The following is a 25,972-nucleotide window of genomic DNA, read 5'->3' on the forward strand; positions in this document are numbered from 1 at the left end:
CCGGGATGAGCCAACGATTCGACAAGCTGGTGGCGCTTCTGAAGGAGCTGTTCCAGCTCGATCAGCCAGACCTCGACTTCGGCATCTACCGCATCATGCACGCCAAGAGCGCCGAGGTCTCGCGGTTCCTCGAGCGGGATCTGCTGCCGCAGGTGAAGGCGGAATTTGCCACCTACCGGCCGGCGGACAAGGCGGCGATCGAGAAGGAGCTGGCTCAGGCGATCGAGCAAGCGAAGAATCTGGGCGTCGATCCAGAAAGCACCCAGAAGGTGAAAGAGCTTCGTGCTCGTCTCGAAGAGCAGGCCGTGGACATCGATGCCCTCGAAGCCGAGGTTTACGACCACCTCTACCGCTTCTTCCGCCGCTACTACCACGAGGGCGACTTCATCTCGCGTCGCGTGTATAAGGAAGGCGTTTACGCCATCCCCTATGAGGGCGAAGAGGTCAAGCTCTACTGGGCCAACCACGACCAGTACTACATCAAGACCAGCGAGTACCTCCGTGACTACGCCTTCCGCCTACAGCCCGACGATGAGAAGAACCCCATGCGCGTCCACTTCCGGCTGGTGGACGCCGCCGAGGGCGAACACGGCAACGTCAAAGAGGCCAACAAGCGGGTCTTCGTGCTGACTGCCGAGGACTTCATGGCCGAGGAGGACGGGACGGAAGGCAAGGAACTGGTGATCCGGTTCGAGTACCGGCCCGCCACGCTCACCGACTGGCCAGAGGGGGAGCGAGAGGGCAAGAAGAAGCCCCCGGCCCAGAAGGACCTGCTCGCCTTTGCCGAGCAGCGGATCCTCGCCGTGCAGGATGCGGCGTTCGCCCCATGGATCGAGGCCCTGCGCCAGCCACACGTCAAGAGCGACGGCAGCCGGGCCGACTATTCCCGCCTGCGCGCTCACCTGAACCGCTACACCGCCCGCAACACCTTTGACTACTTCATCCACAAGGATCTGGGCGGGTTCCTGCGGCGCGAGCTCGACTTCTACATCAAGAACGAGGTCATGCACCTCGACGACATCGAGAACGAGACTGCGCCAAGGGTCGAACAGTACCTCTCCAAGATCAGGGTCATCCGCAAAATCGCCCGTAAGATCATCGACTTCCTCACCCAGATCGAGGATTTCCAGAAGAAGCTGTGGCTCAAGAAGAAGTTCGTTACCGAGACTTTCTGGTGCGTGAGTATCGGCACGATCCTCAAGATCGACGACGAGGCCGCGCGGGAAGCTCTGCTAGCAGAGATTGCCGGGAACGACGCCCAGCGCGACGAGTGGGTGCGGCTGCACGCCATCGACGAGATCGAGGGTGACCTTGTCACACCTGGGTACAGCACCCCTCTCACCACGGCGTTCTTACAAGCCTACCCGACCCTGATGGTGGACACGCGGCACTTCGACGCCGACTTCACCGCGCGGCTGCTGGAGGCCATCGGCGATGTGGATGAGCAGACCGATGGGGTGCTTTTTCATAGCGAGAATTTCCAGGCGCTGACGTTGATGCAGAAGCGGTATCGGGAAGAGGTGAAATGTGTTTATATTGATCCACCATACAACACAGGGAAGGACGGGTTTCCCTATCGGGATAATTACCAACATTCCTGTTGGCTTGAGATGCTGAGTGATCGCTTGACGGTGGCACGCAACTGCATGACTTTAGACGCAGTGCTTTTATCAAGCATCGATGATACGGAACAACCGCGCCTTAGATTGCTGATGGATGAGCAGTTTGGTTCTGCAAACCATATTGCCAACGTCGTTTGGAAGGGGGCTACAGACAACAATCCTACTCGGATCGCTACGGAACACGAATATGTCGTGTGGTATGCCAAGGAGATTGGGGCAACACCACCAGTTTGGCGCAGCTCTGTTGTCGACGCAAAACAATTGATGCTTGATGAGTGGAAGCGCCTCCGAGATACATGCAAGACGCTGAAAGAAGTTCAAATGCGTTTTAGAGAGTTCGTGAGAAACAACCGTGACGTGCTAGCTCCATTGACACATTACGATCGAGTTGACGAGGAAGGACCGTACACCGGAGGAAGAAAGGTTCACAACCCAGGCAAAGAGGGGTACCGATATGACGTCATCCATCCTAAGACTGGCAAACCATGTGTACAACCTGCTAGGGGCTACCGCTTTCCCAAGGAAACTATGGAGCGTCTACTCGCTAGCGGCAAAATTATTTTCGGCGAAGACGAAACACAAATCGTTCAAATCAAGGAATACCTTCGAGACTATACTGGTGGTCTAAAGGCTGTGGTAGAACTTGATAGTAGGGTCGCAGCAAATTCGATTGAAGCCCTTTTTGGCTCGAGAGAAATTTTCAGGAACCCGAAGCCTGTCGAGCTGCTCTCGAATTTTTTTAGCTTTATCACTGCAACTGGATCAGTAGTCCTCGACTTCTTCGCAGGCTCCGGCACCACCGGCCACGCGGTCATCAACCTGAACCGCGAGGACGGCGGGCGGCGCAAGTTCATCCTCGTCGAAATGGGGGATTACTTCGACACGGTACTGCTGCCGCGCCTGAAGAAGGTCACCTTCACCCCGGAATGGAAGAACGGCAAGCCCAAGCGGTTGGCCACTGCCGAGGAGGCCGATCGCAGCCCGCGCATCTTCAAGGTGCTGCGCCTCGAGTCCTACGAGGACACGCTCAACAACCTGGAGATCCGCCGCTCGAAGGTCCAGGAGGAGCTGTTCAGCCGGCCCGAGGTCCAGGGTGCGGACGGGTTTTACGAGCAGTACCTGCTGCGCTACATGCTCGACGTGGAGACGCGCGGCAGCGCCTCGCTCCTCAATATCCGCGCTTTCACCGACCCGACCCGGTACAAGCTCAAGGTCAAACGCCCCGGCTCGGACGAGTCGCGGGAGGTCTGCGTGGACCTCATCGAGACCTTCAACTGGCTGATCGGTCTCACCGTTCGTCACATCAGTGCGCCCCGAAGGTTTAGTGCCGCGTTCAAGCGCGACCCCGACCCCGATCTGCCCGAGGGCGCTCCGCGCCGCCTGCTGCTGGATGGGCGACTCCGGGAGGATCCGGAGGGCCCCTGGTGGTTCCGCACCGTGGAAGGGGAGACCCGCGACGGCCGCAAGACGCTCGTCATCTGGCGCAACCGGCCCGGGGGCGAGGACCCCGAGGGCGTGGAGCAGGACAACCTGGTCCTTGACGCGTGGTTCCAGAAGCAGGGCTACTCCAGCAAGGACAGCGAGTTCGACCTGATCTACGTCAACGGCACCAACAACCTGGAGAACCTCAAGGCGCCCGACGACACCTGGAAGGTCCGCCTGATCGAAGAGGACTTCCACCGTCGGATGTTCGAGATGGAGGGGGCGTGATGGCGGCGGTTCGTTACCACGAGGGCCGCTTCCCGCCCAAGAGTCTGGACTGGCCCCGGCTGATCCCGCTTCTCGGGCCGGCCGCGGCGGCGGTGGCCCGGTACGACGGCATGCTGGCAGCGATTCCCAACCCGGACGTCCTGCTTTCGCCCCTCACCACCGAGGAAGCGGTGCTTTCCTCGCGCATCGAGGGGACCCAGGCCACCATGGGCGAGGTGCTGGAGTACGAAGCCGGAAAGGAGCCGGTCTCTCCGGAGCGCCGGGAAGATATCCGCGAGATCCTCAACTATCGCGCTGCCATGCGGGAGGCCGAACGCCTTCTTCAAACACTGCCCCTTTCCCAGCGGGTGATCCGCGAGGCACATCGGGTGCTTTTGTCGGGGGTGCGGGGACAGGAGCGGTCCCCTGGCGAATACCGCCGGGTGCCCAACTGGATCGGGCCGCCGGGCTGCACCGTGGAGGAGGCCCGATTCGTCCCCATAGACGCGGCCAAGCTGCCGGAGGCCATGGGCGCCTGGGAGCGCTATGCCCACGAGGACGCGCCGGACCGGCTGGTGCAGCTCGCGATCCTTCACGCAGAGTTCGAGGCGTTGCACCCGTTCCTCGACGGAAACGGCCGGATCGGCCGCATGCTGATTCCCCTTTTCCTGTGGCAGCGGGGGCTGATCCGGAAGCCGAGGTTCTACATCAGCGCGTACTTCGAGGCGCGGCGGGATGCCTACTATGACGCCTTGCTCGCGGTCTCCCGGGACGATGACTGGACCGGATGGTGCCGCTTCTTCCTCGAAGCGGCACGGGTTCAGGCCGAGGACAACCTGGCCAAGGCCGAGGCGATCCTGCGGCTCTACGAGGAGATGAAGCGCCGGATTCCTAGGCTGACCCGGTCTCAGTATGCGATCCATGCCCTCGACTGGATCTTCGAGCGACCGATTTTCCGGAGTACGGATTTCGTGGTGGCGGCGAGGATTCCGGAGCCCACAGCCAGACGTTTTCTGGGAGTGTTGCGAAAAGAGGGTGTGATCGAAGAGATCGCCCAAGGCCGGGGCCGGCGGCCTGCGATCCTGGCCTTTCCTGCCCTGATCAACATCGCCGAGGGGAGGAGCGTGCTTTGATGATCACCGGTGATTGTCAATCTTGCTTGCCGATCACTTCGGACCTAGAAGTGATCGACAAACGGTTCGGGTGCGCGGCCGTGACCGAGAAGGCCGGGAGGCCGGCGGCATGAGCCGACCACGCCGACGCCGGAACCGCAGGCCCCAACTCCCCTTCAATCGGAAGCTGTTGCTGAACCGGTGGCTGCTCGGGCTTTTCGGCGTGGAGCGGTTCGATCAGCTCGCCGAGCACCTGCGCGATGAGAGCCTGGAGGGGCTGGACGAGAACAACATCCACCGCTTCCACCGCGCCCTCTGCCTGCACCTGCCGCAGGAGAAGCGCCCCGAGTTGTCCGACGAGGTGCTGCTCCGCTACGACCAGGCGATCGTCTCGGTGACCCAGAAGCTCAACGAGCGGCGCACTACCCGCGGCGAGCCGCCGATCGTGTGGAAGTATTTCCAGTACCTGGCCCTGCTGTTCACCGAGATCTATCTCGATAGCTATTTTCAGGATCCGGGGGAGCTGCTCGCGGCCTTGAATGCACACCTTGAGGCGTTCAACAAGGACGTGGACGAGCCGGATCGGATCGCGCCGTTCGACCCCGGCGGCGACGCCCGAGGCCAGCTCAATAAGCTCGCCTTCTGGATGGCCACCGGCAGCGGCAAAACCCTGCTCATGCACGCCCACATCCTCCAGTACCGCCGGTACCTGGAGACGCACGGCCGGGCTCGGGAGCTCAACCGCATCATCCTGCTGACGCCCAACGAGGGGCTTTCGCAACAGCATCTGCGGGAGTTCGAGAAGTCCGGCATTCAGGCCGAGATCTTCAACAAAAACGGCCGCGGACTCTTCGCCGGCCACGCAGTCGAGATCCTCGAAGTCACCAAGCTCAAGGAGGAGATGGGCGAGAAAACGGTGGCTATCGAGGCGTTCGAGGGCAACAACCTGGTGCTGGTGGATGAGGGACATCGGGGGGCCTCTTCCGGACGGGAAGGGGCGTGGATGAAGGCCCGGAACGCGCTGTGCGAGAGGGGCTTTTCCTTCGAATACTCGGCCACCTTCGGACAGGCGGTGAAGGGCAACCAGGAACTGGGGCACCTCTACGCCAAAAGTGTTCTGTTCGACTACTCCTACCGCTGGTTCTACGGCGACGGCTTCGGCAAGGACTACCAGATCCTCAACCTGGAGGACGACAGTGACAGCGAATGGATGCAGACGTATTTGACCGCCTGCCTCCTCGCCTTCTACCAGCAGCAACGGCTTTACCGGGACCAAGAGACGGCGCTTCGGCCCTTCAACATCGAGAAGCCGCTCTGGATTTTCGTGGGCGGCAGTGTCACGGCCACGCTTGCGACTCGCGACGCGTCGGACATCGTGGAGATCCTGCGGTTTCTGGATGGCTACGTTCGGGATCGAGCCGGCAGCATCCGCCGCATCGAGAAGGTGCTGAGCCAGGGGCTGGTCACGGCCTCCAGCCGTAACCTCTTCTCGGGCCACTTCACTTACCTCAACACCAGCGGACTCACGCCGCAGCAGGTGTTCGACGAGACGCTGGCCTTGCTTTTCAACGCGCCGGGCGGCGGCGCGCTGCACGTGGAAAACCTGAAAGGAGCCACCGGCGAGATCGCCCTGCGCCTCGGCGACAACGACCCGTTCGGTGTGATCAACGTCGGGGACGACAACAAGCTGATCAAGATCTGCGAGCAGAAGGGGATCAGCACCACCGAACGTGAGTTCGCCGGCTCACTCTTCCACGAGCTCGATCGGCCAGATTCGACGATCAACGTCCTGATCGGCTCGAAGAAGTTCACCGAAGGTTGGTCGAGCTGGCGTGTCTCGACCATGGGCCTCATGAACGTCGGCCGCGGCGAGGGCGCCCAGATTATCCAGCTTTTTGGCCGCGGGGTGCGCCTCAAAGGCGTTGGGATGAGCCTCAAGCGCAGTAGCCGCGCCACTCTGCCCGAAGGGCTCGAGCGCCCCAGGCACATCGAGACCCTGGAGACGCTCTCCATCTTCGGCATCCGTGCTGACTACATGGCCCAGTTCCGTGACTTCCTCAAGGAGGAAGGGGTTTCTGCCAACCAGGAGCGAATCAAAATACTGCTCCCAATCATCAAGAACCTGGGCAAGCGGCCGCTCAAGACCATTCGCCTCAAAAAAAAGATTCATGGCGTCAGCACCGAGTTTGGGGACGCCTTCCGAAAACTGGGGCCGATCCCATCGGTACGGCCGCCCGACCCTGCAGTCGATCCGGGCACCGAGTGGCTCCGCACGAATCCCGTGGTGGTCAATTGGCACCCCAAGATCCGGGCGATGAAGTCAGAGGGCGTCTCAGGCGGTGATGCCGAGGGCACGCTGCAGGAAGCGCAGCTCTCACCGCGCCACGTCGCCCTCCTGGACATTGAGCGCCTGTACTTCGAGCTGGAGCGTTTCAAAGCCGAGCGCGGCTGGTACAACCTGAACCTGACCCTGGACGGCATCCGGGCACTCTTACTGGATACGAGCTGGTACCGCCTCCTCATCCCCGAGGCCGAGCTTGCCTTCGATTCGGTGGAAACCTTCGATTTGGTGGAAAAGCTCCACCGCTGGCACGAGATCGCACTCGCCCTGCTGCGAAAATACACCGAGCGCTACTACACCTTCCGCAAGCGGGAATGGGAGTTGCCGCATCTCGAGTACCGGGATCTCACCGAAGACGACCCGAACTTCTTCGTCGTCAAGGAAGATGCGCCGGCGTACGGCTACCACATCCTGATCGAGGAATCCCAGGCAGAAATCGTGGCCAAATTGGAGGAGCTCAAGGCCGCGATTGAGGCCGGTGACCTCAGGCCATGGGAGTTCCGGGGCCTCAAGGCCATTTTCTTCGATCGGCACCTGTACCAGCCTCTCCTCTATGCCGAGGGAGGGGCCGTGGAGATCTCACCGGTGCCGCTCAATAAAGGAGAACGGCGCTTCGTCGAGGACCTGAAGGCGTTCTGCGACGGCAAACCGCCGATTTTAGAAGGCAGGGAGCTCTATCTGCTTCGTAACCTGAGCAAAGGGTGCGGCGTTGGCTTTTTTGAAGCGGGGAATTTCTACCCCGACTTCATCCTTTGGATCTTGGCTGGCTCCCGCCAGCATGTGGTCTTTGTGGACCCGAAGGGCATCCGCAATGTGCCCAAAAACGACCCAAAGATCGAATTTTACAAAACTATCAAGGAGATCGAAAGGAGAATGGGGGATCCTAGCGTAGTGTTGGAGTCCTTCATCATCTCGAACACACGGTCGCATGAGATGGAAAGGCAATGGGGTGTCGATAAACGAGCCATGACAGAGCGGCATATCCTGTTTCAGATCGACGACAGAGACGCCTACATTGAATCAATGCTTCAACAAATCATTGAGTCCTCGGGACCGGCGGACGAGAACATCCCGGGGGGGGTGACAGGTGATGCGATCGTGAGGGATCTGGAGCGGCCGGCCCCGCGGCGAGCCAGCCCCAATGCCCTGCTCGAGGCCGCGCTGGACTACCTGCGCGCCCACCCCGGCCCGCGCTCCCGCGCCGAGATCACGAACGCCTTAGGTATCACCTCCTCTCAGTGGCTACCCCTCGCCCGCCAACTGGCGGAACACGATGAAGTGGAAAGGACTGGGGAAAAAAGGGGAACACGCTACCGATGGCGCGGCGGCAATAATATGAGCGAGAGATGATAAATCGCCACGGCCAGGGGAGTGGACAACTCTCTGTAGAATTCCACCGGAGTTGAAGACGTCCGTCTAAAGCGGAGCTTTCCTGCGACCATGGACGGCGCGAGGGGATGGGAAGGGAAGCGGTGCTCCGGTGATGCGGGCACCGGCACCCATCAACAAAGCTAAGCTCATGCATCGCAGCCGGTGGTCGTGGCTGGCGCGCGGTGCGGTGGGCGACGCGAATGGTGGAAGCTGCCGCGCACTGTCTGGAGGTGATGTGATGCGAGAAGGGAATTCTCGTTCGGCAGCAGTGGGGGTGACCAAAATCGAAGCGCTCCGCTACCGGAGCCTTCGGTACATCCGCCAGGCCGTGCGGCCGTTCCAGCTTCTGGTCGGGCCCAACGCGAGCGGGAAGTCCACCTTTCTCGACGTGATCGGGTTGCTGGGGGATCTGGTCCGCACCGACCTCGACACGGCGATCCGGGGCGACAGCCGGCTCGAGATCATGATGCGCGCGCCGGATCCGCGCCATCTCACGTGGCTGCGCAGTGGCGATGCCTTCGAGTTGGCCGTCGAACTGGCGATTCCGCCCGACCTGCAGACGGCAAAGGGCGGTGCATACGGTCGGGTGCGTTACGAAATGCGCATCGAGGTGGCCGGCGAGCCCCGGATCGGCGCGGAGAACCTATGGTTGATCGCTGAAACCGGGCAGGAGGGGGCTGCGACGAACAGGGCCCCGCCCCAACCGATCCTGTTCCCCGGGTTGCGGGAGGCGCCGGAACACATCGTGCGCCTGCCCAGGAAAAGGTCGCCGAAAGGCTGGAAAAAGGTCGTGACGCGGGGCGACGCGGGCCAGGCGTACTTCATCTCCGAGACCACGGGATGGAACGCGCCGTTCGCGCTCTCCACCCAGAAGACGGCCTTGGCCAGCCTGCCCGAGGACCGAGAGCGTTTCCCGGTGGCGCTGTGGCTCCGCGACGTTCTACAGACCGGTGTTCAACGGCTGGCCCTGGCGGCCGAGGCCATGCGCCGTCCCTCGCCGCCCACGCGCCAGGCCGGGTACCTCTCCGATGGGTCCAACCTTCCGTACGTGGTAGCACGTCTGGAAAAGCGGCACCCGGACCGGTTGAAGCGGTGGGTGGCGCACCTGCGGGAAGCGCTGCCCGACATCGAATCGGTCTCCACGGCCGAGAGGGAGGAGGATCGGCACCGTTACCTCGTGGTCCGTTACCGAAACGGGCTCGATGCACCGTCATGGATCGTTTCGGACGGCACCCTGCGCACCCTCGCCCTGACGCTACTCGCATACACGCCCGACGTGGAGGGCGGCATCCTGCTGATCGAGGAGCCCGAGAACGGCATCCACCCGAGGGCGGTCGAGACGGTGTTCCAGGCGCTTTCCTCGGTCTATGGCGCCCAGGTGTTTTTGGCCACCCACTCCCCGGTCGTCCTGGGGATGGCGCGGCTCGACGATCTGCTGTGCTTCGGCCGCACGCAGGAGGGGGCCACCGACATCGTCGCGGGGCGCGACCACCCCAGGCTCACGCAGTGGAAGGGTGCGCTCGATCTCTCGAGCCTGTTCGCCGCGGGGGTGCTGGGATGAACCCGGACCTCGTTTGCGTGGTGGCCGACAAGAACATCGAGGCCGTGATCTCGACGTTGGTGGGCGAACGCAGGCGGTCCATCGGTCTCAGGGAGTTTTCGGTCGAGGTCCACGTTCACCCCTTGCGAGACCCCGGCTGCTACCGGGACGGGCCGGAGTTCTTGCGCGGACTCCTGGGGGACACTCCCTCGCGGGGCCTCTTGGTGTTCGATCAGGCGTGGGAAGGGAACCCCCACCCCAGCGCCGCGGATACCGAACGGGCCGTGCGCGAGCAGTTCGCCGCCCTGGGCATTGCCGACCGCGCCGAGGTGGTGGTGGTCGAGCCCGAGATCGAAGCGTGGGTGTGGAGCCGGTCGCCCCACGTGGAGCGGGTGTTGGGCTGGGCAGGGGCCCGGCCGCCGCTGCGTGAGTGGCTGAAGACCCGGGGTCTATGGCCTGAGGACCGCGCAAAGCCGGAGGACCCGAAGGCGACCGTGGAAGACGCATTGCGGGAAAAGCGCATCCCCCGGTCTTCGGCTCTCTACCGGGAGCTGGCCGAAAAGGTCACCCTGCGGGGCTGCCAGGACGCCGCTTTCGGGCGGCTGTGCGATGTGCTCCGGCGCTGGTTCCCGGCCTGACTGTCAAGGTGGGGGTGCCCATTCAAAACGAGGCGTCCCTGCGAGCCATGACAGACTCATGACAGGAATCGGTGTGGCCTTCTTCGTGGCCGCCTACTCGGTGCTGCGCAAAGCCTCGGCCCAGCCGGGGCTCCTGGTCCTCGGGGGCCTGAGCATCCAGGGCAACATCAAACCCGTGCGCTCGCTGATGGAGCCCCTGCAGGTGGCCATGGATAACGGCGCCAAGTGCGCCCTCATCCCCATCGAGAATAAGCGGAACTTCTTGAGCGGGGGAGGGGACGCTGACAGGTTTTAAAGTTGTTCTCACCCCTTCGCCATCAATTCGATCCTCGGGGTCTCCGGGACGTCGTGCCCGCTCAAGTGCAGGCGACGAAAACCCTGTCAGCGTTAGCCCTTACCATCCCTTACCACGTGGCGCCTATTCGCAGCGGCCGGGGTTTCACCGGACGCACTCGATCCGGATCGGCAGTTCGAGTTTTGTCCATGCCCGGTCGGCGGTGAGCACGGGTCGGCCCAGCACGAGCCCGGTGGCGAGGCACGCCCGGTCGCCCAGGGAGAGCCCGAGGCCCCGGGTTTTCAGTTTCAGGTCGGCCGCCCGCCAGGCGGTCTCGTCGCCGAAGGGAACGGTCTCAAGCCCGAGGGCCCCGACCACGTGGGAAATCTCGACCTCTGGCATGCCCACGTCGAGGAGCTTCCCGACGACCTCCGAGAGATTTACGGTGGAGATGGCGGCGCGGGGGAGCACGTCGAGCACGCGGTTGGCTCCCGGTTCCTCCTGAAGGAGGGCCAGCACGGTCGAGGCGTCGAGCACCCACGACGTTCCCGCCGCGCGAACGCTATTCACGCTCGGCCTCCCCGCGGCGCTCCCGAAGGAGTTCGTCCACCAGATTCCGGCCGCCCGCGTAGCGGCTCGCCACGTTTCGCGCGCGCTCGACCGCCGCGCGGAGCGGCTCGATCTCGATGCGGCCCTCCCGCACCCGGAGCAAGGCGTCGCCGCCGTTCGCGAGACCGATCGCCCTACGGAGCGCCGCGGGAAGGACGAGCCGTCCGTTCTTCGCGATGGTCACCCGTGCTTCTTGTCCCATGACCTACCTCCTTGGCCAGGCTCGCAGCTATGCCATTTCTGGATAATATGGCATACGAGAGGGCGTGGGCAATGGGCGCTTCCGAGGCGGGGTTCGGGGGGAGATGCACGATGACGGGGAGCCGGGTTTGGAGCGACGTTTCCGTTTCGGGCAGGCTCGGCCGGGGGAGAGACAGTCGGAGGCGTGGTATGATCGGCGCGATCGCGGGGGACATCATCGGGGCGTCGTACGAGCGGCACAACATCACGGCGGAGACTGACTGGCCCCTGTTCGACGCGGGCGCTCGCTCGCGGTTCACCGACGACACGGTGCTCACGGTGGCCACGGCCGACGCGATCCTGACGGGGGCCGACTATGGCGCGAAGTACCGGGAGTGGTACCGCCGGTATCCGGACCGGGGGTTCGGGCCCGGGTTTCGGCGGTGGGCAGGGTCGAACCGGGACGAGCCCTACGGGAGCCTGGGAAACGGGTCGGCCATGCGGGTGTCGCCGGTGGCCTGGGCATCCGACACGTTGGAGACGGTCCTGCGGGAGGCCCGCCGCAGCGCCGAGGTGACCCACAACCACCCGGAGGGGATCAAGGGGGCCCAGGCCGTGGCCGCGGCGTTCTACGGCGGGGTTCCGCCCCAAATCAGGGACGAGGCGCTCGGTCGGCTGGACGGGCCCCTGCTCCGGGTGGTTCGGGCCTTTTGCAGGGCAGTCGGGTTGCCGTTGGGGGAGGGCGGCGGCTGAGGGGAGGTCGAACCGTTCACGAACGGGGGGCGAACGCGGGAGGGACGATGCAACCGTTGTACTGGCTTGTCGCCGACCAGATCGCCGCGGGGCCGTACCCGGGTTCGCCGGAGCCGGGTACGGCCCTGGAGAAGGTGCGCTGGCTCGCGGGGAAGGGGATCGGGGCGTTCGTGGACCCGACCGAGCTCGGGGAGATCACCCGGTTCGGGTCCCTCGTGCCGTACGACGAGGCGATCGCGGCCGAGGCGCCGGAGCGGGCGCTCCGGGCGATCGTGGAGCGCCGGAGGGCCTTCGGCATGCCCTTTGCCGGCGACTCCCCCCAGAGCGAGGCCCAGTTCCGGATGGTGTGGTCGTGGGAGATCGGGCGGTGATCTCCACTGCCTCTTCGGACTGCGTTTTGCCCCAGGCGAGTTCTCGCGGGACTATTAAAGCTTAGCGCGATAAATGTTAATATCCGATCCGCCTATTCAACGTTCTTCAGCAAAGGCTGCGACCCTACGATGAAACGAGGACCCACCGGCCGCTACACGGTCACGACCGTTGGGGGCGAGCCCGTTCGGGCGTTCGTGCCGCACCCGCTGCCGCCGGACCCGCCGTTGGACTTCAGGGGGCCCCTCCAGGCGGCCCTGGAGCGGGCGAGCCTGGCCCTGGGGCGGCTCGACGGCGTTTCGACCCTGCTGCCGGATACGTCGCTGTTCCTCTACGCGTATGTCCGCAAGGAAGCCGTGCTCTCCTCGCAGATCGAGGGGACGCAGTCCTCCCTGTCGGACCTGCTCCTCTTCGAGTTGGAGGAGGCCCCCGGCGTCGCCATCGACGACGTGGTGGAGGTGTCGAACTACGTGGCCGCGCTCGACCATGGTTTGACGCGGCTGCGCGGGGGCTTTCCGCTCTCGAACCGGTTGATCCGCGAGATCCACGGGGTGCTGCTGTCGCGCGGGCGGGGGAGCACCAAGGCCCCCGGCGAGTTTCGGCGTTCCCAGAACTGGATCGGCGGCACCCGGCCGGGCAACGCCGTCTTCGTTCCGCCGCCTCCCACGGCCGTGCCCGACTGCATGGGGGCGCTCGAGCGGTTCCTCCACGCCGAGGACGACGGGCTTCCGGTGCTGGTACGGGCGGGGCTGGCGCACGTGCAGTTCGAGACCATCCACCCGTTCCTCGACGGCAACGGGCGGCTGGGGCGGTTGATCATCACCTTTCTTCTCTGCTCCAGGGGGTTGTTGCGGGAGCCCCTGCTGTACTTGAGCCTCTATCTCAAGGAGCATCGAGCCGAGTACTACGAGCTGCTGGAGCGTGCACGGCGCGACGGGGACTGGGAGGCGTGGCTCGCGTTCTTTCTGGAAGGCGTGCGCGTCACGGCGGAGGGGGCGGTGGAGACCGCCCGACGCCTGGAGGCGCTCTTCGGGGACGATCGCGCACGGATCGAAACGACCGGACGCCGGGCGGGTTCGGCGCTGCGGGTGCACGAGGCGCTCAAGGCCCGCCCCATCCTGTCGCTGCCGGCCGCCTGCGAACGGACCGGCCTGTCGTTCCCGGCCGTCTCGTCGGCCATGGATCTGCTGATGGATCTGGGCGTGGCTCGCGAGCTGACGGGCCGGCGCCGCAACCGGCTGTTCGCCTACGACCGCTATCTCGCCATCCTGAACGAGGGGACGGTGCGGGAAGGGGCATAAGTCCCCGCCCCACCCGTTCGAGACAAGGCCTGCCCCGGCAATGACCCGGGGCGGGCCTTCGCGTTTTCCGGGCACGTCGCCCCGACCCCGGACAGGATCTGACCGCCTTCGGAGGTATGATCTCCCTCTCGCGAGCCGATGTTGGCTCGTTGGCCGATTTCCGGGACCGAGACAGGGATTCTTGGGTGCGGCCTTTGGGCCGGGCTCGAAAGGAGGGAGACCATGGACGCAATCGCCAGCGCGTTGGGAGCGGTGTCTCTGGGAGGGCCGGCGGGCCACGAGAACCTCTGGGTCTTTCCCCTGATGGGCGGCAACGGGGGGCCGCCCGACTATTTGACGCTCGACGAGGCCCTTGAAGGCGGCCACGCACGGGTCACCGAGGTGTCGGAGGACGGCAGCGTGCCCGAGCTCAGGTTCGTCAACGAGAGCGAGCACCGGATCCTGCTCCTGGACGGGGAGGAGCTGGTGGGCGCGAAGCAGAACCGCACCCTGAACGTCTCCATCATGGTGGGGGCGAAACAGACCGTGGTGGTGCCCGTCACGTGCGTGGAACAGGGCAGGTGGAGCTACCGCTCGCCGGAGTTCCAAACGGCACGGCACGCGCATTTTGCCCGGGCCCGAGCCGCGAAGGCGGCCCAGGTCTCCGAGTCCCTGAGGAGCAGGGGCAGCCGCGAGGCGGACCAGGATCAGGTGTGGGAGGAGATCTCCTCCAGGGCCCGGAGAATGGGGGCGGTTTCCCCCACCCTGGCGATGGACGAGATCTACGAGAAGCACCGACGCAGGGTGGAGTCGTACCAGCGGGCGCTGCCCGCTGCAGAGGGCCAGGCGGGCGCGGTGTTCGCCATCGGCGGGCAGGTGGCGGGCCTGGACCTGTTCGACTCGGCCGTTACCCTGCGGAAGCTGTGGCCGAAGATCGTCTCGAGCTATGCGGTCGACGCGATCGACCGGTTCGAGGAGGAAGACGAGCGCACGGAAGCCCCTGCCGAAGCCGTGGGCGCGTTCCTGCAAACGGTGGCGAGGGCCCCGGTGGAGCGGTTCCCGGCGATCGGTTTGGGGGAAGACCTCCGGGTGGCGGCCCCGAGCCTGGCCGGGGGAGCGCTCCATGTGGACGGCCGGGTCGTTCACATGGCCGTCTTCAGCCGGGAGCCGGCAGGGGAAGAGGAGACCCGTGGTCCCGGAAGGGCCCGTATGGCGCGGGCGTCCCGCCGACGCAGCGGATGACGGAGACGACGGATCGGTACCCGGAGGTTGGGGGCGGCTCGAGAGCCACCCGGCCGCCTAGCGGCCTAGCAGCCCAGCCGCCCAGCGGGCCGAAGGCCCCAGACCGACGACCAACGACTGACGACCAACGACCGAAGTTACATGGAAGGTGGAGGGTGGAATGGAGACCTGTAAACGATGCGGGACCCCGATCTTCGAGGACGCCGGGCCTGAGTCTCCCCTGGATTTCCTGGAGGCGGTGGTCTCCTGCGGCGAAAGGGAGCCGGAAGGCCCGCTGTGCGAGCGTTGCGGGGAGGAGCGGAGGATGACCGGGGCCGCCCTCCTGGACGACCTGCTCTCCGGGTGACCGTGCTTCCGTTCTACTGGCTCGTGCCCGGCCAGGTGGCGGCCGGCCTGTACCCCGGGTCGCCGGACCCCGGACAGGCGCGGGAGAAGCTCCGGTGGCTGGTGGGGCAGGGGATCCGGGCGTTTGTAGATCTGACCGAGCCGGGGGAGATCACCCGGAGTTTCGGTCCGCTGGTGCCGTACGAGGGGGTGCTCCGGGAGGTGGCCGGGGAGGCCGGCGAGACCGTGGAGCGGCTGTCGTTCCCGATCCCGGACGGGGAAGCGCCGTCCCCGGAGACCATGGTGCGGATCCTGGACGCGATGGACGAACGGATGGCGGCCGGAAGCCCTTTGTACGTCCACTGCCTCGGCGGCCGGGGCCGCACCGGGGTGGTGGTGGGGTGCTTTCTGGTGCGGCACGCCCCGCGCCTTCTGGGTACCGACGACCCTGTGGAGGCGCCCAGGCGGGCCCTGGCGCAAATCGTCCAGGAGCGGGTGGCCCAGGGGATGCCGTTCGCCGGCGATTCGCCCCAGACCTGCCCCCAGTTCGAGCGGGTCGGCTCCTGGAGGATCGGGCGGTGACGCCCTCCCGTGAGGACCGGTTCGCCGGGTGTTTGCTGGGCCTGGCCGTGGGCGACGCGGTGGGCACGGCGGTGGAGTTTCGCCCGCCCGGCACGTTCCCGCCGGTGACGGACATGACCGGGGGCGGGCCGTTCGGTCTAGAGCCCGGGCAGTGGACCGACGACACCAGCATGGCCCTGTGCCTGGCCGAGAGCCTGTTGGAGACCGGCGAGTTCGAACCGGCGGACCAGATGCGCCGCTACGTGCGGTGGTGGCGGGAGGGGCACCTCTCCAGCACGGGCCGGTGCTTCGACATCGGCAACACCGTACGTGCGGCCCTGGCGCGGTTCAAAGAGACCCGGGAGCCGTTTTCGGGCTCGACCGATCCCCGGTCCGCCGGGAACGGGTCGCTCATGCGGCTGGCGCCGGTGGCGATGCGGTTCGCGGACGACCCGGCCCGGGCGGTCCGGCTGTGCGGGGAGAGCTCGCGCACCACCCACGGGGCGCGCACCTGCGTGGACGCGTGCCGTTACTTCGGCGGGCTCCTGGTGGGCGCGCTCGGCGGGGTGGGCAAGGAGACGTTGCTCTCCCCCCGGTACGCGCCGGTGGAGGGGCTTTGGGAGGCCGATCCCCTGTGCCCGGAGATCGACGCGATCGCCGCCGGATCGTTCAAGGTCAAAGACCCTCCGGAGATCCGGGGCACCGGGTACGTGGTGGCATCGTTGGAGGCGGCTTTATGGGCGTTCCACCGGTCCGGGAACTTCCGGGAGGGGTGCCTGTTGGCGGTGAACCTCGGGAACGACGCGGACACCACCGCGGCCGTGTACGGTCAGATCGCCGGGGCCTATTACGGGGCATCGGGCATCCCCGATGAATGGCTCGAGCGGCTGGCGATGGCCGATCTCATCCGGGAGACGGCGTTGCGGCTGATGCCGTGAGATCCGGGGGAATTGCCGGCCCGCAAAGGCTTCGAAGAAAAGGCCCGCCCCGGGAACCGTCCGGGGCGGGCCTTCGTGCTTCGGAGTGCCAGGAACGGGATCAGAACCAGAAGCTCACGTTCGCCGCGAACAGGTGGGCCTCGCTCTTGTACTCGCCGTCCTGGTGGTCGTTGGACACGCTGCGGTCCTTGAACAGCACGGCCATGTACGCCAGGTCGAGCGCCCCGTGCTCGTTGTGCCATCCCAGACCGAGGGTGACGTTGTGGCGGTCCGAGTCGGGGAGGTCGGGCCCCAGGGTGTCGTCCGGCACCGGGGTGTTGTCGTAGGCGTAGCCGGCCCGCAGGTCCAGGTTGTCGTTCACCGCGTACTGGGCCCCGAACCGGAAGGTCCAGGTGTTCTCCCAGTCCTTGGGCAGGGTCTCGTCGTGGAGGACGGTCTCGTCCTCGAAGTCCAGGGCCAGCTCGTCGTACGAGCTCCACCCGAACCGGTCCACGTCGAACTCGAAGGTGAGCTTCTTCGTCGGCCGCCAGGCCACCGCAAAGCTCCAGGTGTCCGGGAGGGTGATGTCCGTGGACCCGTCGGTGTTCACGTGGCTCGGGAGCCCCAGCACGTCCTGGGCCTTCTGGCTCACCATGAGGTCGGCGTCGCCGTCGTCCACCTCGATCTTGATGCGGCTGCGGTACGAAACCCCGAAGGACCAGGTCTCCGACGGCTTCCACAGCAGACCGAAGTTGAAGCCCCAGCCGTCACCCGTGCCCTCGACCTCCAGGTCGCCCACGTTCAGGTTGACGGGGTTGCCGGCGCCGTCGAACACCGTGGTGTACGGCGCGTTCTCCAGCCACAGCGTGGCGTAGGTATAGTCCACCCCGAACGCGATGCCGAGGTTCTTCCACTGGAACGCCACCGTGGGGTTCACGTTGATGGGCTTGATCGCCACCTCCTTGACGTCGTCCCGGAAGGGGCTGGTGGTGTCCCAACGTTTCGCCAAGGGGTACAAGGAGTTGATACCGATCCCGAAGGCCACCGGCGCCGACTTGAGCCGGGTGGTGGCGTAGATGTTCGGGGGGAAGAAGATGTCGGGCCGGGCGCTCTGCTTGCCCGAGAACTCCGACCCGCTCACGTTCTTTTCACCCAGCCAGGTCTTTCCCTCGAACTCGGTCTCGGGCACCTGGATGATGGTCACACCCAGGCTCATCTGGCTGCCTGTTTGGAAGGCAAGGCCGGCCGGGTTGTAGAAGATGGCCGAGGGGTCGTCGGCCTGGGCCACGAAGGCGTTGGCCATACCCATGGCTTTGGCGCCCTGCTCGCGGATGTGGAACCCCGCCGGGAAGGCGGGGGACGAAAGCCCCAGCACCGCGAGCCCGGCAACCCAAGTCGTCCAGTTGCGTCTCATCGTCTCTACCTCCTGAAAGGGATAAGGATCAGGCTTCGGTGCCTCAGTCGCCGGACGGCGCCAGGAAGAACGCCCCCTGGGCTTGGGCGCCGGAGGTGGCGTTCATCTGCAGGGCGTCGTCGTAGAGGGTGTCCGGATAGTAGGGGATCCGCTCGCCTGTTTCGGTGTCCACGGTGGCCGGGCTCAGCAGGAAGCTGTGGACGATGGGTTTGCCGGAAACGCCGTACTGGTAGGCACCGGCGACCGGCGCTGGCATGGTGGCGAAGTCCCCGCCGGCGATCGCCTCCGCGTCGATCGACGCCGGATCCACCTCGGTGATTTCGTCGATCCCGATGCCGCCGAGGAACGCGCGGCTGGCCACGTCGGTGACCACCGGGTCGTCGTAGGCGAACACGGCCAGCAGCTTGTCGGTGCCGTTGCTCTGTCCGATGCCCATGTAGGCCCCGTCCACCGGGTCCATGAGCCACTGGACGATGTTCAGGAACACGTAGTACTCGGTGGTGCCCTTGGTGAACCCAAGGCTCCCGACCAGGGCCTGGAGGTCCGGCAGGGAGCTGGAGTCCAGCACGTTGGCCAGGCCGGCTGACGGGCTGGAAAGGAGGATCTTCTCGGGGCGGTCGTCGGCGTTCAGGAACACCGAGCCGATGATCGAGCCCAGGGAGTGGGCCACGAACCGGGGCGAGGTGAGGTCGGCGTCACCGTCGCCGTCGAGGTCCACACCGTCTGGAGATTGGATCACGTCCATGGCCTCCCACAGGTCGATGGCGGCCTGGTACACGTTGGCCCGGTCGGCCAGGAGGTTTGCGCTGAAGAACTCCACCGCCTCTCCCGTGTCCTCGTCCACTACCTCACGGTCACCGTGGAACGGCGCGTCGATCGCAAAGGTGGCGAGACACGCCTTCGCCAGGGAGTTGGCCAGGGCGAAGGCGTCTTCTTTGCTCCGGCCCAGGCCGTGCTGGAACAGCACCGTGGTGTAGGGGCCGGAGCCGCAGGAAGCAGCCGAGGGAGTGAGAAGAACGAAGGGGACGTCGGTCCCGGTCGGTGTTTCCGCGGTCAGCGTGCTCAGGACCGGCGAGCTGAACTTCCCGAAGTACACGGATCCCAGCGCATCGTTGGGAACCAGCCCCGTGAGGCCTGCGCCCTCCCATACGACAGACGGCGGCAGGGCGACCGGCGTGGATCCGTAGGTCACCTCCTCCCCGGGCTGTTTCCACTGGAGGTCGTTGGCGAGGTCCGGCCAGAGGGTGCTCGCACCTTTGAACGTGGCCACGGTATCCCCGAACTGGTCGTAGGGGAGTTTCAGCGCGTCGGGTTGGCCGGCGCTCAAAGCCGCAGTGATCGAGGCCTCGTCCGCCAGTGTCAGGGTGGAGTCCGCGGTGTGGAAGGTCCAGAGCAGGAGCACGTCCCCCCGGCTCCATCTGAAGTTGCCCTCCAGGGCCGGGAACAGTTGGGCGTCGAACCCGGCCCGCAGGTCCTCGAGCCGTTCGAACGCGGTTCCAACCAGGGACTCCTGGCTCTTCAGGGCGTTCATCACCGGGCTGGGCTCCACCGGGAACCCGTTCTCGTCGAGGAGCCCGGTCTTGATCGCCACCGCGTAGTACCCGCCCGCGGAGAACGGGGTTTTCGGCACCAGCTTGAGAACGCCGTCCTCCTCCACCGCCGTGAAGTCCGCCTGGGTGCGGGGGGCTTCCTGGGCATCCAAGCGGAACACGTACAGCTGCAGGGTGGACTCGTCCACGGCCCCCGACACCGGAATGGTGAGGAACATGTTGGGCGAGAGCCCCTGGATCCCGAGGGCCTCGATCACCTGGGCCAGCTGAACCAGGGCCGGGTCGGCGTCGGCGTCGAGGCTGAGCTCCACCTCCGGGTCCCCATCGGCCAGCCAGACCAGGTCGTTCGGGAGGGGCATGATCTCTTGGGTCGGGTCGTACAGGGCGGTGACCTTCGGGGTGCCCGCCGAGGTGGTCGGAGTGGGCGCGGGCTTTGGCGCGACGTTGTCGTCGGGCGGGGAGCCGCAGGCCGCGAGCGCCAGGGCCGCGGCAACGGGCAGGGCGAGCAACCGGACCGTTCGTCTCATGGAACCCTCCTTTGTGTAAGAGTGGTGAACGGGCCTTTGTGTCTTGTAAACGATGTTTGAGGCCAGAATCCAGCAAAAAAAGGGGAGGAGCCGGATTGGGTCCGGCCCCTCCGTCGTGAGGGTTTACCAGATCACGCGCTCCATCTCCACCAGTTTGGTGGCGATGGTCTCCCGGGCGGCCACCAGGTTGGCGGGGGTGCGGCGCACCAGCCGGCGAAGGGCCGCCAGCATGGTCATCAGGGTGTCGCCTTCCTCGATGCCGGCCAGGGCCTCCCGGGCCGTGGCCTCGGCCGTGGTCACGGCCTCCTCGCACACGATCCGGGCCGCGGCGATCGGCAGGGCCAGCTTGTCCTCGCCGCGCGTGGCCGCATCCTTGAGCACCCGCAGCACGGTGGACTCGGCCGCGTAGGCCTGGATCGCCAGGTCGGCGATCCGCAGCAGCACGTTCTGCTGCTCGGCCAGCCCCTTGCCGAACTTCTGGGCCGCCACGCCGGCCACGAACAGGCAGATCTTCTTGAGGTTGGCCACGAGCCGCTTCTCGGCGTCCAGCAGGCCCAGGTCCGCGTCCATGTCCAGGCTGGGGATGCCCATCAGCTCTTCCTGCAGGGCCTGGGCCGCCTGGAACAGGGGCACCTCGCCCTTCATGGCCTTCCGCAGCAGCATGCCCGGAACCAGGAGCCGGTTGATCTCGTTGGTGCCCTCGAAGATCCGGTTGATCCGGCTGTCCCGGTAGAACCGCTCGGCCGGGTACTCGGCACAGTAGCCGTAGCCGCCGTAGGTCTGCACGGTCTGGTCCACCACGTAGTCCAGCACCTCGGAGCCGAACACCTTCACGATGGCACACTCGACGCTGTACTCCTCGATGGCCTGGAGGGCGGCCTCGTCGTGGCCCCCGCCGCTCAGGGACAGGAGCTGGTCGATCAGGCCCACGGTCCGGTACACCGTGGACTCGGCCGCGTAGGTGCGGGCGTACATCTCGGCCAGCTTCTCCCGGATGGCCCCGAACTCGGCCAGACGCCGGCCGAACTGCTTGCGCTCCAGGGCGTAGGCCAGGGCGTGCTCCAGGGACCGCTTGGAGCTGCCCACGGCGCCGGCGCCCAGCTTGAACCGCCCGATGTTCAGGATGTTGAAGGCGATCTTGTGGCCCTTGCCGATCTCGCCGATCACGTTCTCCACCGGCACCTTGGCGTCCTCGAAGATCACCGTGGTGGTGGAGGAGCCGTGGATTCCCATCTTGTGCTCTTCGGGCCCGATCTTGAGGCCCGGGGTGTCCTTGTCGAGCACGAACCCGGTGAACTGCTCGCCGTCGATCTTGGCGAACACGGTGAACACGTCGGCGAACCCGCCGTTGGTGATGAACTGCTTGGTGCCGTTCAGGATGTAGTGCTTGCCGTCCTCACTGAGCACCGCCTTGGTCCGGATGGACAGGGCGTCGGACCCGGCCGTGGGCTCGGTGAGGCAGTAGCACCCCACCAGGGACCCGTCCGCCAGGCCGGGCAGGTACTTCTTCTTGAGCTCCTCGGTTCCGTAGTACACCAGGGGCAGGGTGCCGATGCCCACATGGGCCCCGAACGCCACGGAGAACGAGCCCTGGCCCGACATGTTCTCGGTCACGAGCGCGCTGGAGGCCTTGTCGAGGCCCAGCCCGCCGTACTCCTCGGGCACGTCGGCCATCAGCAGGCCCAGCTCGCCCGCCTTGCGCAGGAGCTCGGGCACCACCCCGGGCTTCTTCTCCTCGATCTCGTCGTTGCGGGGGATCACCTCGTTGTCGATGAAATCCCGCGCCGTCTTGGCGAACTGGAGCTGCTCCGAGGTGAAGTCCTCGGGGGTGAACACCTCCTCCGGGGTGGTCTCGCGGACCAGGAAGCTGCCGCCCTTGACGTAGTTCTCGCTCATGGTCGAATCCTCCCTCTCGATCGGCTGGCTAACGCTGGAGATTCTCGAAGATGCCGGCGGCGCCCATGCCGCCTCCGATGCACATGCTCACGATGCCGTACCGGGCCTTGCGCCGCTTCATCTCGTGGAGCAGGGTGGCCGTGAGCTTCGCCCCGGTGCACCCCAGGGGGTGGCCCAGGGCGATGGCCCCGCCGTTCACGTTGACGATCTCCGGGTCGATCCCGAGCTCCCGCACCACGTACAGGCTCTGGCTGGCGAAGGCCTCGTTGAGCTCCACCAGGTCGATGTCCTTGAGCCCGAGGCCGGCCACCTTCAGGGCCTTGGGAATGGCCACCACCGGCCCGATGCCCATGACCGCCGGGTCCACGCCGCCCACGCCGAACGACACGAACCGGGCCAGGGGCTCCAGGCCCAGGGCCTGGGCCTTGTCGGCGCTCATCACCACCGAGATGGCCGCGCCGTCCGACATCTGGCTCGAGTTGCCGGCCGTGACCGACCCGCCCTGGCGGAACACCGGCTTCAGCTTGGCCAGCCCCTCCAGGGAGGTGTTGCGGCGGGGGCCCTCGTCCTTGGCGTGGACGAACGAGGTCTCCTCGGGCTTTCCGTTCCTGCCGGGCCGGTACCGGGTCACCGGCACGGGCACCAGTTCCTCGTCGAACCGACCGGCATCCTGGGCCGCCAGGGCCTTCTGGTGGCTGGCCAGGGCGAAGGCGTCCTGGTCCTCGCGGCTGATGCCGTAGCGCTCGGCCACGTTCTCGGCCGTGAGCCCCATGTTCAGGTACGAGTCGGGCACGCTCTGCACCAGGTCGGGGTTCACCATGATCTTGTTGCCGGTCATGGGGACCCGGGTCATGCTCTCCACCCCGCCGGCCAGGACCACCTCGGCCATGCCGGTCATCACGGCCTGGGCCGCCATGGCGATGGTCTGGAGGCCGGAGGAGCAGAACCGGTTCACGGTCTGCCCCGGCACGGTGTCGGGAAGCCCCGCCAACAGCAGGGCCAAGCGGGCCACGTTGAGCCCCTGCTCGGCCTCGGGGAACGCGCACCCCAGGATCACGTCGTCGATCTCGGCCGGGTCCAGGGCGGGCACCCGCTCCAGGGCCCCCTTGATGGCCACGGCCGCCAGGTCGTCGGGCCGCACGGTGGACAGGGCCCCCTTGAAGGCCTTGCCCACCGGCGTGCGCACGCTCGAAACGATCACTGCCTCACGCATGGATGATCTCCTTCTAGAAACTAGAGGCTAGAGACTAGAAACTAGATCTCTGGTTCAAACAGTCCGGAGCCTTCCAGCTTTCTAGCCTTCCAGCCTTGTTCAGTTCCGCAGGGGCTTTCCGGTCTTCAGGATGTGCTGGATCCGCTCCAGGGTCTTGCGCTGGGCGCACAGCTCCACGAAGCCGCGCCGCTCCAGCTCGAGCAGGTAGTCCTCGGTGACCTCGGTGCCGGCGTCCACCTCGCCGCCGCACAGCACCCAGCCCACCTTCTCGCCCACCACGGCGTCGTACTCGGTGATGAACCGGCCGCTCTTCATGTTGTGGAGCATGGACCGGATGTTCGCCAGGCCGTCCCGGCCGAGCACCTTCACGGTCTCGGGCCGGGTCAGGGGCTGCCACCCGGTCTCCAGCAGGTCCAGGGCGGCCCGCTTGGCGTCGTGGATCAGGTGCTCCCGGTTCAGGGTGATCCGGTCGCCCTGGCGCAGGAACCCCAGGTCAAACGCCTCCCGGGCGCTCAGGCTGACCTTAGCCATGCCGATGGCCTCGAACGCCTTGCGCACGAACGGCATGGGGTCGGCGCCGGTGCCCTCGGGGTACCGGCTCATCCAGCGCAGGAGCAGCTCCTTGGTGCCACCGCCCGCGGGCAGCAGGCCCACGCCCACCTCCACGAGCCCCATGTAGGTCTCGAGGCTGGCCTGGACCCGGTGGCTGTGGAGCACCACCTCGGCCCCGCCGCCCAGCACGCGGCCGAACGGGGCGGCCACCACGGGCACCGGCGCGTATTTGAGGGCCATGGTGGCGTTCTGGAAGGCGCGCACCATGGCGTCGATCTCGGGCAGGTTGCCCTCCAGGGCCTCGAACAGGAGCATCATCAGGTTGGCGCCCACCGAGAAGTTCTCGCCCTGGTTGCCCACCACCAGCGCGTCGAACCGGGTGCCGGCCTCGGCCATGGCCTTGTGGATCGCCTGCATGATGCCGCCGCCGATGGCGTTCATCTTGGAGTGGAACTCCAGGCAGGCCACGCCGTCGCCCAGGTCGATCAGGCTGGCCTCGGGGTTGCGATACCACTCCCGCTCGATGCGCTTGAGGTCGGCCAGAATCACCACCCGCGGCCGGGCCTCCAGGGGCACGTGGGCCTTGCGCACGGGGTCCCAGACCTTCACGTCCAGGCCCTCGCGCACGTAGAAGCTCGGGGTGTCGGACCGGGCCAGGGCCACGATGCCCTCGGGCACGTCACGGCCCTCGGCCTGCATCCGCTCCACGGTCTTCTTCACGCCCAGGGCGTCCCAGATCTCGAACGGGCCGATCTCCCAGCCGAACCCCCAGCGCATGGCCCGGTCCACGCTCGCGACGTCGTCGGCCACGTCGGGGATCCGCCGGGCCGCGTACAGGAGCGTCTCGGCCGTGACGTCCCAGGCGAACGTGCCGGCCGGGCCCTTGTCGAACACCAGCCGGGCCACCCGGGCCCCGGGCTCCTCGATGTTCTTGACCTCGGCGAGCACCGGGAAGTTCGCCTTTTCCTTGGGCCGGTACTCCAGGGTGGCGGGGTCGATGACCAGGATGGTCTTTTTGCCGTCCTCCTTGACCCGCTTGTAGAAGCCGGCCTTGGCCTTCATGCCCAGCAGGCCCTTCTCGATCATGCTGCCGAGCCAGGCCGGGATCTCGAACACCTCGCGGCGCTCGTCGTCGGGCGCGCCCTCGTACTGGGTGCGGGCCACGTGGGCGAGCACGTCGAGCCCCACCAGGTCGGCCGTGCGGAACGTGGCCGACTTGGGCCGGGCCAGGGCCGTGCCGGTCAGGGCGTCCACCTGCTCCACGGTGAGGCCGTGCTTCTCCATGGCCCGCAGGGTGTAGAGCATCGAGAAGATCCCGATGCGGTTGGCGATGAAGTTGGGGGTGTCCTTGGCGAACACCACCCCCTTGCCGAGGCGCTTCTCGGCGAAGGCCGCGAACTCCCGCAAGAGCCCCGCGTCCGTGGTCTGGGCGGGAATCAGCTCGAGCAGGTGCATGTACCGGGGGGGGTTGAAGAAATGGGTCCCGAAGAACCGCGGCCGCAGGGCCTCGGGGAGCGCCTCGGCCATGGCGTTCACCGAGAGCCCCGAGGTGTTGGTGGTGAGCAGGGCCCCCTCTTTGAGGTGGGGGGCCACCCGCTCGAACAGGGAGACCTTGATGTCGAGCCGTTCGACCACGGCCTCCACCACCCAGTCCACGTCCGCGAGCTTGTCGAGGTCGTCCTCGAAGTTGCCCGGGGTCACGAGCCGGCCGAGGGACCTGTGGGCGAACGCGGCCGGCTTGGCCTTGAGGGCGTTCTCCAGGCCCTTGCGCGCGAACCGGTTTCGCACCTCGGGGGAGTCCAGGGTCAGGCCCTTCTTCTTCTCGTCGTCGGTGAGCTCCTTGGGCACGATGTCCAGGAGCAGGGTGGGGATGCCGGCGTTGGCCAGGTGGGCCGCGATGGCGCTTCCCATCACGCCGGCACCGAGCACGGCAGCCTTACGGATTGGGGGCATGGCAACTACCTCCTTTCGACGGGGTCGTCGGAAAACAAGCCCCTC

At 66.1% G+C, this 25,972-nt stretch carries 20 protein-coding genes; 13 read left to right on the plus strand and 7 right to left on the minus strand.

Going from position 1 to position 25,972, the window contains the following annotated elements:
- Nucleotides 1-5 precede the first annotated feature (5 nt).
- The 6 genes from DEFCA_RS0104285 to DEFCA_RS0104310 all read left to right on the plus strand — a co-directional run bounded on the left by DEFCA_RS0104285 (nt 6) and on the right by DEFCA_RS0104310 (nt 10,608).
- Nucleotides 6-3,332, plus strand: a complete 3,327-nt coding sequence (locus DEFCA_RS0104285) for a site-specific DNA-methyltransferase (protein ID WP_025321800.1) — start codon at nt 6-8, stop codon at nt 3,330-3,332.
- Nucleotides 3,332-4,444, plus strand: a complete 1,113-nt coding sequence (locus DEFCA_RS0104290) for a Fic family protein (RefSeq protein WP_029733546.1) — start codon at nt 3,332-3,334, stop codon at nt 4,442-4,444. Before DEFCA_RS0104285 ends, DEFCA_RS0104290 begins: the two co-directional genes overlap by 1 nt.
- Nucleotides 4,445-4,553: 109 nt before the next feature.
- Complete coding sequence (locus DEFCA_RS0104295) at nt 4,554-8,114, plus strand: DEAD/DEAH box helicase family protein (RefSeq protein ID WP_025321802.1); 3,561 nt, start codon at nt 4,554-4,556, stop codon at nt 8,112-8,114.
- 295 nt (nt 8,115-8,409) lie between these two features.
- Nucleotides 8,410-9,696, plus strand: coding sequence for a methylation-associated defense system AAA family ATPase MAD3 (gene mads3, locus DEFCA_RS0104300; RefSeq protein WP_025321803.1), 1,287 nt, complete (start codon nt 8,410-8,412; stop codon nt 9,694-9,696).
- Nucleotides 9,693-10,313 (plus strand): methylation-associated defense system protein MAD4, encoded by a 621-nt coding sequence (gene mads4, locus DEFCA_RS0104305; protein WP_025321804.1) that lies wholly within the window; start codon nt 9,693-9,695, stop codon nt 10,311-10,313. Before mads3 ends, mads4 begins: the two co-directional genes overlap by 4 nt.
- Nucleotides 10,314-10,371: 58 nt before the next feature.
- On the plus strand, nt 10,372-10,608 hold the full coding sequence (locus DEFCA_RS0104310) for a S16 family serine protease (protein ID WP_281173734.1): 237 nt from the start codon (nt 10,372-10,374) through the stop codon (nt 10,606-10,608).
- A gap of 144 nt (nt 10,609-10,752) precedes the next feature.
- On the opposite strand, the gene DEFCA_RS0104315 is transcribed toward DEFCA_RS0104310, so the two are convergent.
- Both DEFCA_RS0104315 and DEFCA_RS0104320 read right to left on the minus strand, forming a co-directional pair.
- The gene (locus DEFCA_RS0104315; protein ID WP_029733548.1) at nt 10,753-11,157 is read right to left on the minus strand and encodes a type II toxin-antitoxin system VapC family toxin; all 405 of its coding nucleotides are present in this window, start codon (nt 11,155-11,157) and stop codon (nt 10,753-10,755) included.
- Nucleotides 11,150-11,398: an AbrB/MazE/SpoVT family DNA-binding domain-containing protein gene (locus DEFCA_RS0104320; RefSeq protein WP_025321807.1), complete on the minus strand. Its 249-nt coding sequence runs from the start codon at nt 11,396-11,398 to the stop codon at nt 11,150-11,152. The genes DEFCA_RS0104315 and DEFCA_RS0104320 overlap by 8 nt, the downstream gene beginning before the upstream one ends.
- A gap of 188 nt (nt 11,399-11,586) precedes the next feature.
- On the opposite strand from DEFCA_RS0104320, the gene DEFCA_RS0104325 reads away from it, so the two are divergent.
- The 7 genes from DEFCA_RS0104325 (at nt 11,587) to DEFCA_RS0104355 (ending at nt 16,843) form a co-directional block, all read left to right on the plus strand.
- Nucleotides 11,587-12,129 (plus strand): ADP-ribosylglycohydrolase family protein, encoded by a 543-nt coding sequence (locus DEFCA_RS0104325; RefSeq protein WP_025321808.1) that lies wholly within the window; start codon nt 11,587-11,589, stop codon nt 12,127-12,129.
- Between the two features lie 47 nt (nt 12,130-12,176).
- Nucleotides 12,177-12,500, plus strand: coding sequence for a hypothetical protein (locus DEFCA_RS0104330; protein WP_025321809.1), 324 nt, complete (start codon nt 12,177-12,179; stop codon nt 12,498-12,500).
- A gap of 129 nt (nt 12,501-12,629) precedes the next feature.
- A complete protein-coding gene (locus tag DEFCA_RS0104335) occupies nt 12,630-13,799 on the plus strand; it encodes a Fic family protein (protein ID WP_025321810.1) in 1,170 nt (389 codons plus the stop codon).
- Between the two features lie 222 nt (nt 13,800-14,021).
- The gene (locus DEFCA_RS0104340; protein ID WP_025321811.1) at nt 14,022-15,020 is read left to right on the plus strand and encodes an ARPP-1 family domain-containing protein; all 999 of its coding nucleotides are present in this window, start codon (nt 14,022-14,024) and stop codon (nt 15,018-15,020) included.
- 160 nt (nt 15,021-15,180) lie between these two features.
- Nucleotides 15,181-15,366, plus strand: a complete 186-nt coding sequence (locus DEFCA_RS0104345) for a hypothetical protein (RefSeq protein ID WP_025321812.1) — start codon at nt 15,181-15,183, stop codon at nt 15,364-15,366.
- Nucleotides 15,363-15,926, plus strand: coding sequence for a protein-tyrosine phosphatase family protein (locus DEFCA_RS20265; protein WP_025321813.1), 564 nt, complete (start codon nt 15,363-15,365; stop codon nt 15,924-15,926). Before DEFCA_RS0104345 ends, DEFCA_RS20265 begins: the two co-directional genes overlap by 4 nt.
- The gene (locus tag DEFCA_RS0104355; protein WP_025321814.1) at nt 15,923-16,843 is read left to right on the plus strand and encodes an ADP-ribosylglycohydrolase family protein; all 921 of its coding nucleotides are present in this window, start codon (nt 15,923-15,925) and stop codon (nt 16,841-16,843) included. The genes DEFCA_RS20265 and DEFCA_RS0104355 overlap by 4 nt, the downstream gene beginning before the upstream one ends.
- Before the next feature lie 100 nt (nt 16,844-16,943).
- On the opposite strand, the gene DEFCA_RS0104360 is transcribed toward DEFCA_RS0104355, so the two are convergent.
- The 5 genes from DEFCA_RS0104360 to DEFCA_RS0104380 form a co-directional block, all read right to left on the minus strand.
- Entirely contained in the window at nt 16,944-18,236 is a 1,293-nt protein-coding gene (locus DEFCA_RS0104360; RefSeq protein WP_025321815.1) for an OmpP1/FadL family transporter, read from the minus strand.
- 43 nt (nt 18,237-18,279) lie between these two features.
- Nucleotides 18,280-20,313 carry an alpha/beta hydrolase gene (locus DEFCA_RS0104365; RefSeq protein ID WP_025321816.1) on the minus strand — a complete coding sequence of 678 codons (2,034 nt, stop codon included), beginning with the start codon at nt 20,311-20,313 and terminating at the stop codon, nt 18,280-18,282.
- Nucleotides 20,314-20,436: 123 nt separating this feature from the next.
- The gene (locus tag DEFCA_RS0104370; protein ID WP_025321817.1) at nt 20,437-22,209 is read right to left on the minus strand and encodes an acyl-CoA dehydrogenase family protein; all 1,773 of its coding nucleotides are present in this window, start codon (nt 22,207-22,209) and stop codon (nt 20,437-20,439) included.
- 28 nt (nt 22,210-22,237) lie between these two features.
- Nucleotides 22,238-23,422 carry a thiolase family protein gene (locus tag DEFCA_RS0104375; RefSeq protein ID WP_025321818.1) on the minus strand — a complete coding sequence of 395 codons (1,185 nt, stop codon included), beginning with the start codon at nt 23,420-23,422 and terminating at the stop codon, nt 22,238-22,240.
- Nucleotides 23,423-23,521: 99 nt separating this feature from the next.
- The gene (locus DEFCA_RS0104380) at nt 23,522-25,927 is read right to left on the minus strand and encodes a 3-hydroxyacyl-CoA dehydrogenase/enoyl-CoA hydratase family protein (RefSeq protein ID WP_025321819.1); all 2,406 of its coding nucleotides are present in this window, start codon (nt 25,925-25,927) and stop codon (nt 23,522-23,524) included.
- Between the last annotated feature and the right edge of the window lie 45 nt (nt 25,928-25,972).

Source organism: Deferrisoma camini S3R1, assembly GCF_000526155.1.
Taxonomy (GTDB): Bacteria; Desulfobacterota; Deferrisomatia; order Deferrisomatales; family Deferrisomataceae; genus Deferrisoma; species Deferrisoma camini.